This window comes from Psychrobacter sp., assembly GCF_030457785.1.
Lineage (GTDB): Bacteria > Pseudomonadota > Gammaproteobacteria > Pseudomonadales > Moraxellaceae > Psychrobacter.
Window position 1 is genome coordinate 1 of sequence record NZ_JAKDUI010000027.1, and the last position, 17,233, is coordinate 17,233.

Annotated in this window: 14 protein-coding genes; 11 read left to right on the forward strand and 3 right to left on the reverse strand. The window is 43.7% G+C overall.

Annotated features, from left to right (window positions below; genetic code table 11):
- Positions 1-951 (forward strand): ATP-binding protein (locus tag L0J61_RS02650; RefSeq protein ID WP_301464769.1); only part of this gene is annotated, 951 nt, incomplete at its 5' end.
- Between the two features lie 312 nt (positions 952-1,263).
- On the opposite strand, the gene efp is transcribed toward L0J61_RS02650, so the two are convergent.
- Positions 1,264-1,836, reverse strand: a complete 573-nt coding sequence (efp, locus tag L0J61_RS02655; RefSeq protein ID WP_301464770.1) for an elongation factor P — start codon at positions 1,834-1,836, stop codon at positions 1,264-1,266.
- A 199-nt stretch (positions 1,837-2,035) separates the two neighbouring features.
- Here efp and epmB point away from each other — a divergent pair, with 199 nt between their 5' ends.
- The 8 genes from epmB (at position 2,036) to L0J61_RS02695 (ending at position 13,431) form a co-directional block, all read left to right on the forward strand.
- Complete coding sequence (gene epmB / locus L0J61_RS02660; RefSeq protein WP_301464771.1) at positions 2,036-3,043, forward strand: EF-P beta-lysylation protein EpmB; 1,008 nt, start codon at positions 2,036-2,038, stop codon at positions 3,041-3,043.
- A 248-nt stretch (positions 3,044-3,291) separates the two neighbouring features.
- Positions 3,292-5,112, forward strand: a complete 1,821-nt coding sequence (locus tag L0J61_RS02665; RefSeq protein WP_301464772.1) for a hypothetical protein — start codon at positions 3,292-3,294, stop codon at positions 5,110-5,112.
- Positions 5,113-5,386: 274 nt separating this feature from the next.
- Entirely contained in the window at positions 5,387-7,474 is a 2,088-nt protein-coding gene (locus tag L0J61_RS02670; protein WP_301464773.1) for an EAL domain-containing protein, read from the forward strand.
- A gap of 113 nt (positions 7,475-7,587) precedes the next feature.
- The gene (locus tag L0J61_RS02675) at positions 7,588-8,046 is read left to right on the forward strand and encodes a cytochrome c family protein (RefSeq protein ID WP_301464774.1); all 459 of its coding nucleotides are present in this window, start codon (positions 7,588-7,590) and stop codon (positions 8,044-8,046) included.
- A 91-nt stretch (positions 8,047-8,137) separates the two neighbouring features.
- Positions 8,138-9,178 carry a MoxR family ATPase gene (locus L0J61_RS02680; protein WP_301464775.1) on the forward strand — a complete coding sequence of 347 codons (1,041 nt, stop codon included), beginning with the start codon at positions 8,138-8,140 and terminating at the stop codon, positions 9,176-9,178.
- A gap of 171 nt (positions 9,179-9,349) precedes the next feature.
- Positions 9,350-10,399, forward strand: coding sequence for a hypothetical protein (locus tag L0J61_RS02685; RefSeq protein ID WP_301464776.1), 1,050 nt, complete (start codon positions 9,350-9,352; stop codon positions 10,397-10,399).
- A complete protein-coding gene (locus L0J61_RS02690) occupies positions 10,396-12,672 on the forward strand; it encodes a DUF3488 and transglutaminase-like domain-containing protein (RefSeq protein WP_301464777.1) in 2,277 nt (758 codons plus the stop codon). The genes L0J61_RS02685 and L0J61_RS02690 overlap by 4 nt, the downstream gene beginning before the upstream one ends.
- A gap of 471 nt (positions 12,673-13,143) precedes the next feature.
- A complete protein-coding gene (locus L0J61_RS02695; RefSeq protein ID WP_301464778.1) occupies positions 13,144-13,431 on the forward strand; it encodes a DUF4031 domain-containing protein in 288 nt (95 codons plus the stop codon).
- A gap of 87 nt (positions 13,432-13,518) precedes the next feature.
- Here L0J61_RS02695 and L0J61_RS02700 read toward each other — a convergent pair whose 3' ends face one another.
- Both L0J61_RS02700 and L0J61_RS02705 read right to left on the reverse strand, forming a co-directional pair.
- Positions 13,519-14,031 carry a DUF302 domain-containing protein gene (locus tag L0J61_RS02700; protein ID WP_301464779.1) on the reverse strand — a complete coding sequence of 171 codons (513 nt, stop codon included), beginning with the start codon at positions 14,029-14,031 and terminating at the stop codon, positions 13,519-13,521.
- A 184-nt stretch (positions 14,032-14,215) separates the two neighbouring features.
- Positions 14,216-15,121 carry a LysR family transcriptional regulator gene (locus L0J61_RS02705; protein ID WP_301464780.1) on the reverse strand — a complete coding sequence of 302 codons (906 nt, stop codon included), beginning with the start codon at positions 15,119-15,121 and terminating at the stop codon, positions 14,216-14,218.
- A gap of 150 nt (positions 15,122-15,271) precedes the next feature.
- Here L0J61_RS02705 and L0J61_RS02710 point away from each other — a divergent pair, with 150 nt between their 5' ends.
- Positions 15,272-16,396 carry an S-(hydroxymethyl)glutathione dehydrogenase/class III alcohol dehydrogenase gene (locus tag L0J61_RS02710; RefSeq protein WP_301464781.1) on the forward strand — a complete coding sequence of 375 codons (1,125 nt, stop codon included), beginning with the start codon at positions 15,272-15,274 and terminating at the stop codon, positions 16,394-16,396.
- A 150-nt stretch (positions 16,397-16,546) separates the two neighbouring features.
- Entirely contained in the window at positions 16,547-17,107 is a 561-nt protein-coding gene (locus tag L0J61_RS02715) for a GNAT family N-acetyltransferase (protein WP_301464782.1), read from the forward strand.
- Positions 17,108-17,233 lie beyond the last annotated feature (126 nt).

The following is a 17,233-nucleotide window of genomic DNA, read 5'->3' on the forward strand; positions in this document are numbered from 1 at the left end:
TTCGGCTGTCACCCTTCTTTTATTACTCCAGCATACTTTTTGATACACCACCTAAATTATAACTATACACAATCGCTTTCGCCTTATGTGGAAGGAGACCCCGTACGGCTCAAGCAAGTCATCACAAATTTAGTTGATAATGCTATTAAGTTTTCTCGCGAAGGGAAGTGTGTCAATATCGATGTTAAGCATGTACCCAACTGCCAAAACTATGATGATAGTCATGTCTGTGCTGATTATCCTGAGGACATGACGCTATGCATTGAGGTGGTAGACTCGGGTATTGGTATTAAACCAGAATCCTTGGAGGTGATATTTGATGCTTATGACCAAGCTGATAAATCGACACATCGTTTATATGGTGGTACTGGTCTTGGGCTGTCTGTATGTAAGTCTTTGGTTGAGCTGATGGGCGGTCAGATTGAGGCAAGAAGTGAGGTTGGTGTTGGCACGACATTTAGTGTTTTTCTACCACTTACCACTGTTGATGCAGATACATATGATGCTTGGCAGAAATCTAACGACTTTACGATCCCTGAGGCGAAGAGTCATGAGCGTGTTGGCCATATCCTTCTGGTAGAAGATGATGCTGTCAATGCGGTCATCGCCAAAAAAGCAATGACTGACAGTGGTCACACTGTCACGCATGTTACTGATGGTCAGCAAGCGATTGATGTTTTTGCTGCCTCTCCAGATGGTTATGATATTATTTTGATGGACCACTATATGCCAATACTAGATGGTGTGCAGGCGACCATCAAATTACATGAGCTTTATGAGGCAGAATCGTTACCACCTATTATCGCACTGACAGCCAATGCGATGGAAGGGGAGCGCGAAAAATATCTCAATGTAGGTATGCAAGACTATTGCACCAAACCCTTTAAGAAAGAGCAGTTAAACGCGATGGTGCAGTACTGGTTGATTCAGCGTTCGGTAGAACATGGTTAGCGTTGGTAAGATGATTGTGGTGATCCAACGTAGAGTCCCTTGTTACAGCTGTGAGGAGCTGCTGACCACTACATGTACTATTTCTATTGCTACAAAACCTAAATAAAAAAGCTCAACCACTATCAGAAGCGATTGAGCTTTTTTATTGGGTATTTCTGATTGGATAATATAGTCAACTCTATATCAATCGGATGCAGAGCCAGATTCGTTTGGCTGACAACTATCAGGTCTCTTGTCGTACTTTTTATGAATATTCTTTTATCTAAGCCATATTGAGCTGACTATCTATTGCATCTACTCGCATAGCATTTATTAGCTCACACGAGTTTGATAGTCACCTGTGCGCGTGTCGACACGAATCACTTCGTCTTGCTGTACAAATAATGGTACTCGTACTACAGCACCAGTTTCTAACGTCGCAGGTTTGCCACCACCACCTGAGGTATCGCCACGAACACCAGGATCAGTTTCGGTGATTTTTAGCTCAACGAAGTTTGGTGGGGTGACTGATAATGGCACGCCATTAAATAAAGTAATCACGCACAGTGCGTTGCTGTCATCTTTTAACCATTTTGGCGCGTCACCAATGGCGGCTTTGTCCGCTTGTAGCTGCTCAAAGCTTTCAGGGTCCATAAAGTGCCAAAACTCACCATCGTTATATAGGTAGTTCATTTCAGTGTCCAACACGTCTGCTGCTTCCAAGCTGTCGCCAGACTTAAAAGTTTGCTCCAATACTTTACCGCTGCGAAGATTGCGTAACTTAACACGGTTAAACGCCTGACCTTTACCAGGTTTGACGAACTCGTTTTCAAGAATGGCACATGGGTTGCCGTCGAGCATGACTTTTAAACCAGCTTTAAATTCATTAGTAGAAAAACTTGCCACAAGAGACTCCTAAGGGGTTATAAGTAAGGGGGCATAAATACGATGGTGGATAGCCGGGTATTTATGTCGTTGAACGTAGAAACTGCTGCGCTAAAAACTCAGATGATACCCAGTGTTTTTTTAGGGTGCCTGTATACTTTGATAGGGTAGGCACTAAGTGCGTATAATATCGCCTTTTAGGCATAAGTAATAGGCAGCCATGATAAACCATTTAATCACACAAAAAAACTGGCAAACACAATTATCCGAAGCCATTACGTCTGTGGATGAGCTGCTTAGCGCGTTAAGTCTCGAATCATTACGGACAGACGTTTATGTTCCCAAGCATTTTGAAATGCGTGTACCACGCGCTTTTGTAGCAAAGATGAACATCGGAGATCGTGACGACCCTTTACTGAAGCAAGTATTGCCAGATCAAAAGGAGCAGCTTAATATAACTGGTTATGTGGCGGATCCATTGGGAGAAAACGCACAAAACCCAGTGAAAGGGTTGCTGCATAAATATCAATCAAGGGTGCTATTGACCATCACAGGTGCTTGTGCCATTCATTGTCGCTACTGTTTTCGTCAGCACTTTGATTATAGTGCCAATATGCCCACAGCTGATGCAAAAGAACACATCGTCAACTATATCACTGATCACCCCGAAATCAACGAGGTGATTTTGAGCGGTGGTGATCCTCTAAACGTGACAAATAGACGGATATTTGCGTGGTTAGATACTTTGGAGTCGATTTCACAGGTGACCACTATTCGTCTACATACACGATTGCCAGTAGTGATACCAGCACGTCTAGACGATGAGCTATTAGGTAGACTGTCACAGAGCCGCTGCCAGATTGTGATGGTGATTCATTGTAACCATGCTAACGAGATCGATGAGTTGACTGCAAGGTACTTGCAGCGTGTAAAAGCTGCTGGCATCACTCTATTAAATCAAGCTGTTTTATTAAAAGACATTAATGATAGTGTCGAAGCGCAAACGCAGCTGAGCCAGTGTTTGTTTGCTGCCGGTGTACTGCCTTATTACTTACACGTTTTAGACAAAGTAGCAGGTGCCGCACATTTCGATAGCGATGAACAGTCATCTATTGAACTGTATTGGTCATTACTGGCTGTATTACCTGGATATTTGGTACCTAAATTGGTCAAGGAATTACCGAACAAACCGTTTAAAGTACCGCTCAACATCTACGAGGATGTTTAGTGTGTCTAATATGTTATATTTAAAATATGGCTACAAGTGTGCACGGTCTTGTCTGCAAAAAAGCACAGCCGTCAATCCGGAGTGGATATCCTGCATTGATAAAGACCTTGGACTGATAAAGACAGAGTTTCTATGAACTCATCTTATATATTACAGTCCCATCTCGTTTTTTATTATGTATTGTTCCGCTTTGCAACGTAGACCGGTTTGGTTTGTGGCGAAGTGACTCAAAGTTACTAGGAATATCGATGATAACTCTATCGGAGCTTCAAACGTATTTATCGTCTTCGGAACCGGAGGAGTCCAGTCGACCTCTCAATAACTATGAGAGATATTTGCGAGAGCAGCTTGCGGGCCTGTCTTCACAGACGGAGATGGAGCGCACCGAGCAACTAGCAGACGTATTGCAAGAGTTGCGGGTGATGGATATATCTGATAATAAGCGTATGGAGCTTACAGCTATCGTTATTGGCGCTTCAGAGTCGTCCATCGTGGCTCTACGCCAGCACTATATTTCTGAGGTAGGCGTACTGACTGATGTGCAAATGAAACATGTTGCCCAAGTTAAATCTCTATACTATCTAATTTTGATGATCTATGAAGGTGTTATACGCCGAAATACAGTCTTTATAACCAATGATTCCATGCAGCTTTCAGGCATGAATTTGATGCGTTATTTGAGCAATGAAAAACCTTCATCCACGACACTGTCGCTTGCGATATACCAGGCGTTATCGTTTTATCAAAAACTTTTAGGTGAAGAGTCTCTGAGCTACCAAAAACCTTCATCGTATCTTTGGTCTCGAATCAATCGGTTATACTATTTGGCTCAACAGCAAAGCCTTGTTGATACCGACATTGGTTTGAATGCTTCAATAAGAAAATCGTACGCTAAAAATATACACCGCTTATACTGTCAGATATGCTTGTACAGTTTGTTGAATGTCAGAATGATGCGTCGATCGCATATATTATTGTTGCAGCGCTTGCTGCCTGACTGGGCAGAACATGTGATTGCAACGATCGAGCCTCAGACACAGACGAGGGTATTTGTGGATTTGTGCAAGGATGAGCCACCTAGTTACTGGACTGCCCGCTCAGATATTAACCCTTACGAAAAGCGATATAAATGCTTGTTTATAGAGCTCTCGCCTGTGGTTGAACACATACAAGCACGTATGCAAGTGCTTGAGGATGAGTTTAGCAAAGGAGTAGAGGCTCGTTTGCTAAATAACGTATCGATGCTCATCACATATCGTTACTTGAGGTTGCAGAGTCTTCCATCCAAGCATGTCATTATAAATAATGCGGTATTGATTAGCGGCTTTAATGACATTCACTATCGAGTTAGTGGTTCACGTAGTTTTGCCCGCCTGATAACGGCACAAGATTTGCCAGACGAGCAGCGACCGCATTACGATACCTTTACTGGTAAAAACGGTAGTCAGACTGTTTTAGACGTAGAGAGCCTTGATAGTCGTGATGCGCTATCGTTATTTCAAAGGTTGCGACTGGCGCCAAAAGCAGAAAGTACATTAGACTCTAGAGATGCAAGCTCGTTCAAGAGATCAATAGTAGGACAGGGTCAATCGTTAGTAAACAAGGAGTCGAATACTGATAAAAAAGTCTCTAGCCAGCAACCCTCTTACAAAAAAGAAGTGGGTCGTACGACTGCATTAGTGCCATTTTCGTTGCAAGTGATGAGTCTGTTTTTGCTATGTCGTTCTGACGCAACTGTCTTGCCAGAGTGGTCAATGGGTATAGTACGCTGGATCGACATGGATAGTGAGAAAACAGAGGTGGAATGGCAAATACTTGGACACCAGATAGTTGCCTGTGGCCTACGATTAGACGGCATGGTGACACGTGGTCGTCATTTTGTGCCAGCTTTTATTGTTGGCAAAGATGAGCAGATTCAAACGACGGCGAGCTTGATCGTGCCAACTTCGCATTTCCAAGTAAACGATAGAGTTGTGATGTGTGTCGATAATCAACAGACATCCTTACAAATAGTGCGTTCTATATTAACGACACATGAGTTTAGCCAATATGAAGTAGTACAGATATAATGGACTTAGTGTTTCTTCTTGTTTTTAGCATTAGCCCATCGGGACATGACTAGTTTTTGCTACTTCATTGATAAAAAAAGACGCTTAGGGTAACGAAACTTACTATTTTTATCTTCGAATTGCCTAAAATATAGTCTCTTCCGGTGCTACGACCGAATATTCAAAATGCCCTAAAAAACGCAAAATAAAATAAAGGTCTCTATACTGGATCAACTTTAGGGACAAGCATCAAACCAAAACAACAAAAGAAAGCAATACGCTAACAGGCCTTCCTATGCATACTCAACCCATCTTAAATTTATTAGTCATCGATGATGAGCAGCTTTATGCTGAGCGCCTCGTGCATTTATTAGGTTCTTATTACGATAGCGTTAATTTGGGTTTCTTGGATGACAAAAAGGAGCTATTGAAAGTTCTGCGCCAACCATGGGATGTGTTGGTGTTTGGTAATGCCTATGATTTGAGTTTTACTGATGTCGTAGGTATTGTACAAGAGCAAAGTATTGATCTGCCAATGATATGCTTGATGAATGAAGAGATGGCAGTAACTGCGCACGATGATGACAAGCTTCCAGCTATTGTTAGTGGTACGATGGTCAAGGCGCTCAAAGCAGAGCAGGAAATGGCAGTGGTGATCACGATATGTTTACAGCACGATCACTTAAATAGTCGCCGCGAGTTAAAAACATTGCGCCATATTTTTTCTGAAGCAGAGCAGCGTGCCAATGTATTGACTAAAAACTCTAAAAGTTCAGTTGCTTATATTGATCAAGGTATTCATATATTTGCTAATGATCCTTATTTACAGCTATTTGGTTTTGAGTCAGTCGACGATGTCATAGGAGTGCCTGTGATTGACTTGATTTCCAGCGGTGACAACGTTAAAGAGTTCAAGCAATTCTTACGTCAATTTGAAAAAGGCAATCGGCGTGAAGTCGAGTTTAAGTTTGAAAGCAAACGGACTGACGGTAGTACTTTTGAGGCCAAACTACAGCTGGCCTCTGCGACACTAGAAGGTGAGCCTGTTACGCAAATTACCATTCAACAAAATGAAAGTAATAGCGCAGAGCTTGCCAAGCGTTTGGCCGAAGCTGAGCGTAAAGACAAATTGACGGGCATCTATAACCGTCATGGATTTGAAGAGCGATTGGACATTATATACAAACGTGTGCGTCAAGGTAATCTAACCGCAGGGCTGTTATATATTCAACTTGATAATATCGGGAAAATTAGAAGCAGTTTAGGTCTACAAGGAATAGATGCTACTGTCAAAAAGGTGGCTCAGACGCTAAAGGATCTCATGTCAGATGGACAAGTGAGCCGCTTTAGCGATACTGCATTTGCTGTTCTAATTGAAGATAAAACAACTGCTGAGTTGGAAGAAATTGCTAGGAACGTTGGCGGGCATATCCGTGAGATGTTTATCGAAATAGACGAGCATACCACCAGCACCACTGTTAGTATTGGTGTCGTCAAGATAGAGGGCAATGCTGCCGAGCCAAACGCTTTGATTGAGCGTGCTATTGATGCTGTTAGCCAAATTATGATAGAAACCTCAAATCATGGCGACACCTATCATATGTATGATCCAAGTGAGCATGCCAACAGCGACGATTATGCACTTGCTGAGTCTTTAGTTGACGCTATCACCCATAACCGTTTTGATCTGCTATATCAGCCGATATATGATATTAGTAATGATAGCAGTGACTTTTTCGAAGTGTATTTGCGATTACCTCTGGCAGACGTCAATAACACGATTTTGGCGCCCGATCAGTTCATGGCGGTGGCTAAGAGCCACAAATTGCGTGAAAAAATAGACCGCTGGATGTTGATAAACGCGTGTAAAAAAATAAATGAAGTACGTAAAACCAGCCCCAGAGCTAGATTGTTGGTACAATTGACAAGTGCTTCATTGGTCGATAAAAAATTGCCCAGTGTCGCGAGCCAGTTGATAAAAGCTGTGGGTGGTGAGTCAGGTGTGCTGACAGTACAGTTCAATGAAAAAGATATTTCGGATCATTTAACCGTGGCAAAAACTCAGTTTTCGGCTTTGAAGAAGGTCGGTTGTCAGCTGAGTATTAACAATTTCGGCTCTTCTGCTAAGTCGATTGAGGTAGCTAGCGTTGTACAGCCAGATATGGTACGTTTGGCCCAAAGTTACGTACGAGATGTCGATTCAGCAGACAGTCTAAAGACTGTAAAATCTCTCCTTACGCGTACAAAAGACATCGATGTCAATGTGCTAATGCCGTACATCAAAGATGCTGCGACAATGTCTGTGGCGTGGAGCGTCGGCGCACACTATCTACAAGGCAATTATTTAGAAGCGCCCAGCAGTAAAGTGAAAGTGTCGACCTAAGGTCTAGCGACGTCTTTTGCATTGCTTATATTTATAAATGCATCGTTGATCGCAGCGAACGACCTATACCGGCTTACCTACGAATATTATACTTTAATTTAAGATTATCCAAAATGCCTATCACTAGTTGTTATCGTTTGATTGGTCTCACTGCCGCTGCGTTGTTTATCAGCGCTTGTGGCGAATCTATACCGCCTGATCACCGTGAAGCTGTAACACTGCCAGTATACATCGAGGGTGATGTTGATAATGGCGCTATCATCTATCAAGATGCCTGTGGACAGTGCCATCAGCTGAATGCAGGACTCAACAAGAAAGGCCCACAGCTGATGAATATATACGGTGCACCTGCAGCAGAGCTAGAGGATTATGCTTATAGCGCAGGGTTACAAGACTCAGGTTGGGTATGGGACGCAGAAACACTTGATCCTTATATTGCCGATGCTCAAAAAATCATGCCTGATTCAAAAATGCTGTCAAACCCGATGCCAGATGCTACAGAGCGTGCAGATGTGATTGCTTACTTATCAACACTTCGTGCTGAGCCAGTTATTACAGATGATACCCAGTGATGTAAGTTACACAACAATGTAAGCATACAACGCAGCAGTTCACATCTGATTTACAATTATTCTTAATATCAAAATGAGCCGATAATATATCATGAGCCAGGCAGCTATCGATAAAGGCTTTACAACGAAAGGTCAATCAACATCAGAGATGGCTGGCAATGTGGCTTATACTGCATCTGATTATCAGCACAATCAAGAAAAAATTGCACATCTGATGGCACAGTTAAATCAACTTGTCCTAGATAAGCCGCAGGCGATCAAGTTGGCGCTGAGTGGTATATTCGCTGGTGGACACCTGTTGTTGCAAGATTTACCAGGTATGGGGAAAACGACATTAGCACAAGGCTTGGCGCAACTGTTAGGCATGAGTTTTAGCCGCGTGCAGTTCACCAATGATATGCTACCGGCTGATATCTTGGGTATGAGTATCTACAATCAAAGCCAGCAGAGGTTTGAGTTTCGTCCTGGTCCGATTTTTACGCAGCTGTTACTTGCTGATGAGATCAACCGCTCTAGCCCTAAAACGCAAAGTGCGTTGCTAGAAGCCATGGAGGAGCGGCAAGTCACCCAAGATGGAAAAACCTATAGTCTCCCGCAGCCGTTCTTTGTCATTGCCACGCAAAACCCGTTGCAGCAAGCAGGGGTATACCCACTTCCTGAGTCGCAGCTAGATCGTTTCTTATTATGCTTATCTTTGGGTTATCCGTCACCTGCCGCTGAGCGCGAAATTCTAAAGGGTCAAGATCGCCGCAAGCTATTAAAAGAGATGGCTAGTGTGCTAGATACAGAAGCGGTATTGTTGGCTCAACAAGGTGTCACCCAAGTTCATGTTGCGGATGTGGTGCTAGATTATTTACAAAGATTGGTTGCAAAGACACGAACAAGCCAAGAGTATCATGGTCTATCTCCACGTGGGGTTCTGTCACTGCAGCGAGCCGCACAGGCTTATGCTTATGTCTCAGGGCATATGGAGGTGACACCTGAGGATATCCAAGCAGTGTTTGCAGCAGTTACCGATCACCGTCTTGGTCAGCGTTTTGTTCCTGGACGTGTGGTTGATGGACAGGTGAGCGATGCGCAAATAACGAAAACCATTGCCCAAGGTATTTTGGCAGAAGTCGCTGTTATTTGACAATAATTTTTGTATTTTCCACTTGTCGAGCTTTAAATGTCTTCATCGTAAAGCTTATAGACCAAACAATGACACGGCCCAGTCGATTAACGACGAACCGGTTAATTAACGGCGAATCAGTCAATCAACGATGAAAAGACAGTTTTATGGTCTGGATAAGGTAGAAATATCATGAGACTGTTGCCACAAACGTTAACTAGCGCAGTTTCCTCAGCGTTGAGCCGTTGGTTTGCAGCACGTGCTCCAAAAGCTGATAGTGCGACGTTGAACTTGCGTAATATTTATATATTTTTTAGCCGTGAAGGCATGCTGTTTGCGGTGCTATTGGTGATTACCTTTATTGCTGGTATCAACTATGGCAATAATTTGGTGCTGGGTTTATGTTTTTACCTTGTTAGTGTTTGGTTGATCAGCTTTCATGTGACCTTTGCACATATTTCAGGGCTTCAGGTGCGCTTACTAGACGTGACTATGGCAGAAAACGGTGAGCCTGTCTGGGTAACTTTGCAACTGCATAGCGAAAGCCGCCAGCCCAGACGACAATTATTATTTGGCTTTGAGCAGTTTGATAAGAAGGCTGACAAGAAAACGTCCAAGAAAGCCACTAATAAAGGCAGTCATAGCACTGATAATCAAAGTCCAATACTGGTCACAGAGTTGCAAGGTGAGCGAGTTATCCGCTTGCCTGTGCCGACCCGTAGTCGCGGGAAACTTGAATTACCACGATTAACAATCAAAACGGTTTATCCTTTGGGCATCATGAGGGCATGGTCTTATGTCTACTTTGCCCGTTCGGCTTGGGTGTATCCAAAGCCTGAATCCTTCGATTGGCAAGCTCAACATGCAGTCGCTAGCTTGGAGGACTTACCAGTCGGTGGGCAGTACCGTCAAGGTCAAGATGACTTTGATCGACTGGACAATTATATCGAAGGGGAGTCATTGGCACGGGTTTCTTGGGGGCATGTGGCTCGTGGTCAAGGCATGTTTACCAAGCATTTTGGCGACCCAGTCGGTCATGAGCAAATACTGGATTATGCAGATATGCCAGCGGCACATCATGAGCAAAAATTAGCGCAATTGGCACATGGAGCAGTGACGCTAGGGCAGCTGGATGTGCCATTTCAGATGCGTTTATCGAATGAGTCTTCTGCTGTTTCGACAATAGGTGCAGGCGATGCGTTCGCTCAAGCTTGCCTACTCAGACTGGCGAAAGCACCATGATTCATTCTAAAAAACATTCCTCCAAAACGGTAGAGCAGGCTATTGGTTCTACTCAGTCTGCTAAAGTTGTAACCTTTGAGCAGTTCGCGCTAGGGCAAGGTATTACGACTCATCGTAAGTCGGGAGACGGCGCTAAATGGCATCGCAAGCTATTAGCACTGCCAGCCTATTATTGGGTATTAGTCGCCCAAATCATCATTATCCCACCTCATATTTCGCACTTGCCGTTATGGTTGGTGGGGTTTGCTGTCGTGAGTATTTTCGCCCAGCTGCCACGCATAAAGGCAAGGTTTAAAAAAAGAGCTCGTTTAAAGCGTGTCTATCAAGGCATGCAGATGCTTGGTTTCTTATTCGGGCTGGTAGGTCTTTGGCTAACTTATAGCACCGCCTTTGGTTTGGATATGGGCGTGGCATTTTTAGTGCTTTGTCTGATCAGTAAGCTGTGGGAACTGTATAAACGTCGTGATGCCTATGTGATACTTAACTTGTCGTTATTTGTACTTGCTGCGTTGTTTTTGATGGATCAAGGCTTGGTTACTACGGTAGAGGTGGTAGTTGGCACGCTCGTTGTGTTATTGGCATTTATCGCGCTCAATGATGACGGTAATACTCGTGGTGATGGTCGTTTGCGGACACTGGGCGTTTTAGGGGTGGGAGCATTGCCGATGTTGGTGGTGCTGTTTTTATTCTTCCCACGCTTACCACCGCTATGGTCGGTGCAGCTATCAGGGCAGCAAGCAGTCACCGGCGTTTCCGATAGCATGTCTCCTGGTGATTTTGCGAACTTAGGGCAGTCCACCGAGCTGGCTTTTCGGGTGAACTTTGCACAGAGTCGACCACCGCAGCAGCAATTGTACTGGCGCGGCTTAGTGTTCAGCGAATTTGACGGTGTCACATGGCGGCCTAGTGCTCAACAGAATAAATGGCAAACCACGCAGATGCCGTCTAGAGTTGAGAATGCAATTGTAACTGCCTTTGATGAAGCTGAGGATGCGCCTACCAATTATGAAATTATCCTAGAGCCGACGCAACAAAGTTGGCTATTTGGACTCGACTATCCTTTCTCTCAGGGTTCAGACGTCAGTATTACGTCAGATTTTACTTTATTGAGAGATCAGCCGGTGACCCAGCAGCTGAGCTACGATGTATCGCAGCTCGCGCCGTCACGTATTGGCACCACTCTCACTGATGCCTCACGGCGGTTGAACCTTGATCTACCTGATGAGGGCAATCTACAATCAAGAGCACTGGCGCAGCAGATTTTTGCGCAGTCAGGTTCGGATCCAGTTCGTTATATGGCAGCTATCGAGCGTTGGATTAATCAAACGGACTTTCGATATACATTATCTCCGCCGACACTCAATAACAACCGTATTGACGAGTTCTTATTTGAGACCAAAGCAGGGTTTTGTGAGCATTATTCTTCTAGTTTCACTTTTATGATGCGTGCGGTAGGTATTCCGGCGCGTGTCGTCGCGGGTTATCAAGGCGGAGAGCTAAGCCGTGGAGGTAATGTTTGGGAGGTGCGGCAAAAAGATGCACATGCTTGGACGGAGGTTTGGCTTGAAGGTCAAGGCTGGGTGCGTGTCGATCCGACGGCTTTTGTAGCGCCTGAGCGTGTTGAGCAAGGCATGGATGCTATGACACAAGCCCAAGGCGCAGCTATGTTTGGTGACGGCGCTGGCGCGCAGTTTAGCTATCAACAGTACCAAATGTTGCAAACCATACGGCGTTTGTCTGACCAAGCCAGTTACTATTGGCAAAAAGACGTTGTCGGTTACGATCAGGATAAGCAAGCCGACTCTTTATTCAAATGGTTTAATATCCGCTCAGTTATGCAGCAAGTTCTTTGGCTGATGACCGGTGCCATCATTCTTATGAGTATCTTGGTTTATGTTATCTGGCAACGCCGCCGTAAACATTGGCATCCAGCAGACTTGCCACTGGCACAGCTCTCCAAACACATCGGTCGCAGGGGTGAGACGCTGGCTCGCGCTGACAATGAAGGACAACTGGCGTGGCTTGAGCGTTTGGCAATGGCTGTCAATGACCAAGATTATGATCATGATTCACGAATTGAGAACAGCCAAAGCGTGAATACTAGCAAGCTAACAATGAAAGGTGATTCTGAAGTCATCCAAGCAAAAATTAGCCGTATCCAAAAAGCCTATCGCCAATTGCGTTATGGGCGTTTAAGTTTACTAGAAACCCATGATCGCGAATATCAGCTAATACTCAAACAGTTGCAGAAAGATGTACGTGGGTTGTTTTGATTAGCGAGACTGATGACATAATACCGAAGGATTCAGCATCAGCGCTCTTTATAAGTAACTGGATAAATAGGTATATAACCAGTTGGGAGAAGAAGCTATGAAGAGTAAGGTGAGGCAAGCGCTGATATCTGCTGTATCTCGGAGTTCAAGATCTCTAAGATAATGATGCTAAAAAGCTATGTCGTTATATGAATATCGGTCTCGTTTGAGTAGGTGCTTGTTAGGGCGTGTCTTCAATTCAATCGATAGTCATCTAATGAGTTAAAAATGGCCAAATGTTGCCAAACAGCGTCAAATAGCTGACTAATATCTGGACACTATATAATATTATCTGCGTTATTTTCCTTGTTTGACTGCCATTTATCTCATTTTTATCACCATTTTAAAGTGAAGACACACCCAGATAAAAGTACGACTTGCACTGAGTCAACTCGTGTCGATACTATTGATATAAATATAGGAGTCAGCGCTATGGCGATATACGTGGATTTTATGCAGATAGAATTTAAAGGTTATAAGTGGTGTCATATGCTGGCAGATTCTTTACAAGAGTTGCATGACTTTGCTGCATTGATCGAGGTGGACAAGCGTTTGTTCCACCGTAATGCCAGCTATCCGCATTATGATGTGACGGTACAAATGCGAGAGACTGCGATTGAGTATGGTGCGATTCCCGCTGATAGAAGAAAAATTATTGAGTGTGCTAAGAAGTTAAAAGTAGAATTACATACACAAACAGTAGCGTCTGATAGTTTTTGACAGATGTGTAAAAAAACAAAAAGGTGGGTTAGATTTTGGCTAACCCACCTTTTCTGTTTTTTTAGGTTGTATCTTTTGAGATTGGTACTACTTGGCAACCGCTGCCGTACTGACAGCATTTAAGGCTTTTGAGATATTACCAATGACCGTATCACAACCTTCGATGTTATGACGATCTTTTAGATATTCAGGGTTGTTGTAGGATAACCATACGTTGTTATCTGCGTCCTCACTGATGAGGATTTTTTGTGGCAAGTCAATTGCCACGCTTTGTTCGCAATTCATCAATGGCGTACCCGCTTTAGGGTTACCAAACATGATCACTTGTGTTGGTCTTAGCGTTAAACCAGCACCTTGCGCATTTTTCTGATGGTCAACGCGTGCGAATACTTTCATACCTTTGCTTTCGATAATGGTGGCCAGCTTATCAGCAGTATCTTGCACTGAATGATTGCTTTGCATGGTTACCAAGCCTTTTTCAGCATTGATAGCCGCTGTCGTTGTTTTTAGCGAAGACGTGGGTGCATTTAGAACGTTTTCAACACTAGCACAAGAGGCCATAGTCAAAGCCAGAGCAGCGATAGAGACGATTTTAATCATGAGTCATCCTTTTTTATGGTGATTGATTATCCGTAATAGTTGGCAACATCGAGTATTCATTGTGCATCATAACCTTGCGCGTAATCAACCTTGTGTAACAACACACATAACAACGTGACTAACAATGCGAGCACTAAAAAGTATCCTGACAATAGACGCTAATATAATAAGAATCAACCGACTCTTAAGCCAAATGCTCTGCCAGATAATCTACTAGCAATCTAATCTTTGGCGATAGATGACGGTTGTGCGGATAAATAGCCCAAATACTTTCCTCAGGTTCTCTATAGTCATCCAATAAGCTTGTTAGCTCTCCTGATGCTAAATACTTTTGCACGTAATAATCAGGCAGTTGGACGACACCCAAGCCTTTCAACGCAGCATCAACTAGGCTATGACCGTTGTTATACTGTATGCTCCCAGAGACACGCAAGTTTTTTTCTTTAACGATGCTATGATTGGTTTTTTGATCGGTGTCTGTTTGCTTGGTGTCTCTAAAATACCAATAATCACGAGTACCCAGTAAGCAGTTATGATGACTTAAATCGTCCAGAGTGTGAGGTACGCCATATTTATCGAGATAAGAAGGTGCGGCACAGACAAAATTGGTGCGATGGCTGAGTTTCTTTGCCATCATCGTGGAGTCGTTTAATTTACCGATTCGAATTGCCAAATCATAACCACCATCAATCAAATCAACCGTTTGATTACTCAAAAAAGCTGTTACTTCGATATCACTATACTGCACCATAAAATCATTGATCAGTGGTAATAATTGCTGCTCCCCATACGTCATAGGTGCCGTCAGCTTAATTCGACCTTGTGGCGTTGATTGAAAGCGACTGACCGCCTGTTCAGCAGCATCCAAACCGTCTAGTACACCACGGCAATGTTGGTAGAACACGCGCCCTTCTTCTGTGAGTGACACCTTTCGTGTTGTACGATATAGCAATTTAATATTAAGTCGCTTCTCCAAGGCGTTGACCTGTCGGCTGACTTGTGCAGTTGAGATACCTAATTCTTTGGCAGCGCGTGTAAAGCTCTCGTATTCTGCGACATAAACGAATTCGCTGATTCCATCCCAACGCATGATTATTACCAATATGTAAAAGTTATTTGCAAATATAGCATATTGTCATCATGCTAGAAATAACTATAATAGGAAATGTCCGCTTCAGAATATTTCAGATATTGGCCCCAACAGGCTACGTCTAATAACTCATTAAAAAGAGAGCTAGCTATGTCAGATCAGTTTATCAAATCTAAAGCCGCCATCGCTTGGGGCCCAAATGAGCCACTATCTATCGAAGAAGTGGATGTGATGCTACCAAAGAAAGGCGAAGTATTGGTAAAAATCGTGGCAAGCGGTGTTTGTCATACCGATGCATTTACGTTATCTGGTGAAGATCCAGAAGGCATTTTCCCTGCAATTCTAGGTCATGAAGGTGGCGGTATCGTTGAGAAAATCGGTGAAGGTGTGACCAGCGTCCAAGTGGGCGACCATGTGATTCCTTTATATACAGCGGAATGTAAAGTCTGCAAAATGTGTACGTCAGGCAAAACCAACTTGTGCTCTGCTGTGCGAGAGACCCAAGGTAAGGGCCTAATGCCAGATGGCACCACGCGTTTCTATAAAGATGGCGAGCCAATCTACCATTACATGGGCTGCTCAACCTTTTCTGAGTATACTGTTTTGCCAGAAATTTCGTTGGCAAAGGTCAATAAAGAAGCACCATTAGAAGAAGTATGTCTACTTGGTTGTGGCGTTACTACTGGTATGGGCGCAGTGATGAATACGGCGAAAGTCGAAGAGGGTGCTACCGTTGCTATCTTTGGTATGGGTGGTATTGGTCTATCAGCGGTCATCGGTGCTGCGATGGCAAAAGCCAGCCGTATCATTGCGATTGATATCAATGAGAGCAAGTTTGATCTGGCAAAAAAATTAGGTGCGACTGACTGTGTCAATCCAAAAGACTATGATAAGCCGATTCAAGAAGTCATCGTGGAATTAACCGATGGCGGTGTGGATTATTCATTTGAATGTATCGGTAATGTCGACATCATGCGCTCAGCGTTAGAGTGCTGCCATAAAGGCTGGGGTGAGTCGGTCGTCATCGGTGTCGCTGGCGCTGGGCAAGAAATTTCTACTCGTCCATTCCAGTTGGTGACTGGTCGCGTCTGGCGTGGCTCAGCATTTGGCGGAGTAAAAGGCCGCAGCGAGTTACCAGGTTATGTTGAGCGTTATTTGGCTGGTGAAATTCCATTACAAGAGTTCATTACCCATAATATGCCATTAGAAGATATCAATGAGTCTTTTGATTTGATGCATAAAGGCGAGAGCATTCGTACCGTTATTCATTTTTAAAATGAGGACACGTCCTAGTCGTTCACTGACTATATCTATTGCAGGCCTGACGCTATAGAATAGCTACAATGAAAAACAGCAACGATAAAAATACCGCTTCTACTTATATGGAAGCGGTATTTTTTTAGCTAAAGCAAAAGGCAAAACAGTATGGAACCTCAGACAATAGAAACAGAGCGTCTCTATCTTCGACAGTGGCAGGCAAGCGATTTATCAGTTTTTGCTGAAATGAATGCCGATCTTGACGTCATGAAATACTTTCCCAAGCCATTATCACCTAAATTGAGTGATGCGATCGCCAATAAATGCTCGCAGCTTATTACAGATAAAGGCTGGGGGTTTTGGGCCGTAAGTTTAAAAGAGACGAATAAATTTATCGGTATGGTTGGCTTAAATGAAGCACATGTTGATATGCCTTTTGCACCTGCTGTAGAGATGGCTTGGCGACTACACAAAGATTATTGGGGGCAAGGTTATGCAACCGAGGCGGCACGGGCGTCATTGACATTTGCATTTGAGGTATTAAAAACTGAGGAGGTCGTTGCGTTTACGGCTGTTATTAATAAGCACTCACAGCTTATTATGCAGCGCATTAGAATGACCGATACGCAAGAAAACTTTTATCATCCAATGCTCGAATCTAGCCATCCACTTGCTGAGCATGTGCTATATAAAATAACTCAGCAGCAGTGGCGACAAGGTTTTTCTTAATAAGGGCGTGTCATCGTTTAAAGTTTGATAGTTATTGATGACATACCCTAGACTTGTATCGTACGGGTTCATATTTAACATTTTACCGCAGAAATCCCCTACCTCTAAGGTAGTGGGATGAATGCG

Bases quoted from the DNA above. Each gene is read 5' to 3' on its own strand.
- L0J61_RS02695 (WP_301464778.1), top strand. From the start codon at position 13,144: ATGGCGATATACGTGGATTTTATGCAGATAGAATTTAAAGGTTATAAG.
- epmB (WP_301464771.1), top strand. From the start codon at position 2,036: ATGATAAACCATTTAATCACACAAAAAAACTGGCAAACACAATTATCC.
- L0J61_RS02670 (WP_301464773.1), top strand. From the start codon at position 5,387: ATGCATACTCAACCCATCTTAAATTTATTAGTCATCGATGATGAGCAG.
- L0J61_RS02715 (WP_301464782.1), top strand. From the start codon at position 16,547: ATGGAACCTCAGACAATAGAAACAGAGCGTCTCTATCTTCGACAGTGG.
- L0J61_RS02700 (WP_301464779.1), bottom strand. From the start codon at position 14,031: ATGATTAAAATCGTCTCTATCGCTGCTCTGGCTTTGACTATGGCCTCT.
- L0J61_RS02675 (WP_301464774.1), top strand. From the start codon at position 7,588: ATGCCTATCACTAGTTGTTATCGTTTGATTGGTCTCACTGCCGCTGCG.
- L0J61_RS02665 (WP_301464772.1), top strand. From the start codon at position 3,292: ATGATAACTCTATCGGAGCTTCAAACGTATTTATCGTCTTCGGAACCG.
- L0J61_RS02685 (WP_301464776.1), top strand. From the start codon at position 9,350: ATGAGACTGTTGCCACAAACGTTAACTAGCGCAGTTTCCTCAGCGTTG.
- L0J61_RS02680 (WP_301464775.1), top strand. From the start codon at position 8,138: ATGAGCCAGGCAGCTATCGATAAAGGCTTTACAACGAAAGGTCAATCA.
- L0J61_RS02690 (WP_301464777.1), top strand. From the start codon at position 10,396: ATGATTCATTCTAAAAAACATTCCTCCAAAACGGTAGAGCAGGCTATT.
- L0J61_RS02705 (WP_301464780.1), bottom strand. From the start codon at position 15,121: ATGCGTTGGGATGGAATCAGCGAATTCGTTTATGTCGCAGAATACGAG.
- L0J61_RS02710 (WP_301464781.1), top strand. From the start codon at position 15,272: ATGTCAGATCAGTTTATCAAATCTAAAGCCGCCATCGCTTGGGGCCCA.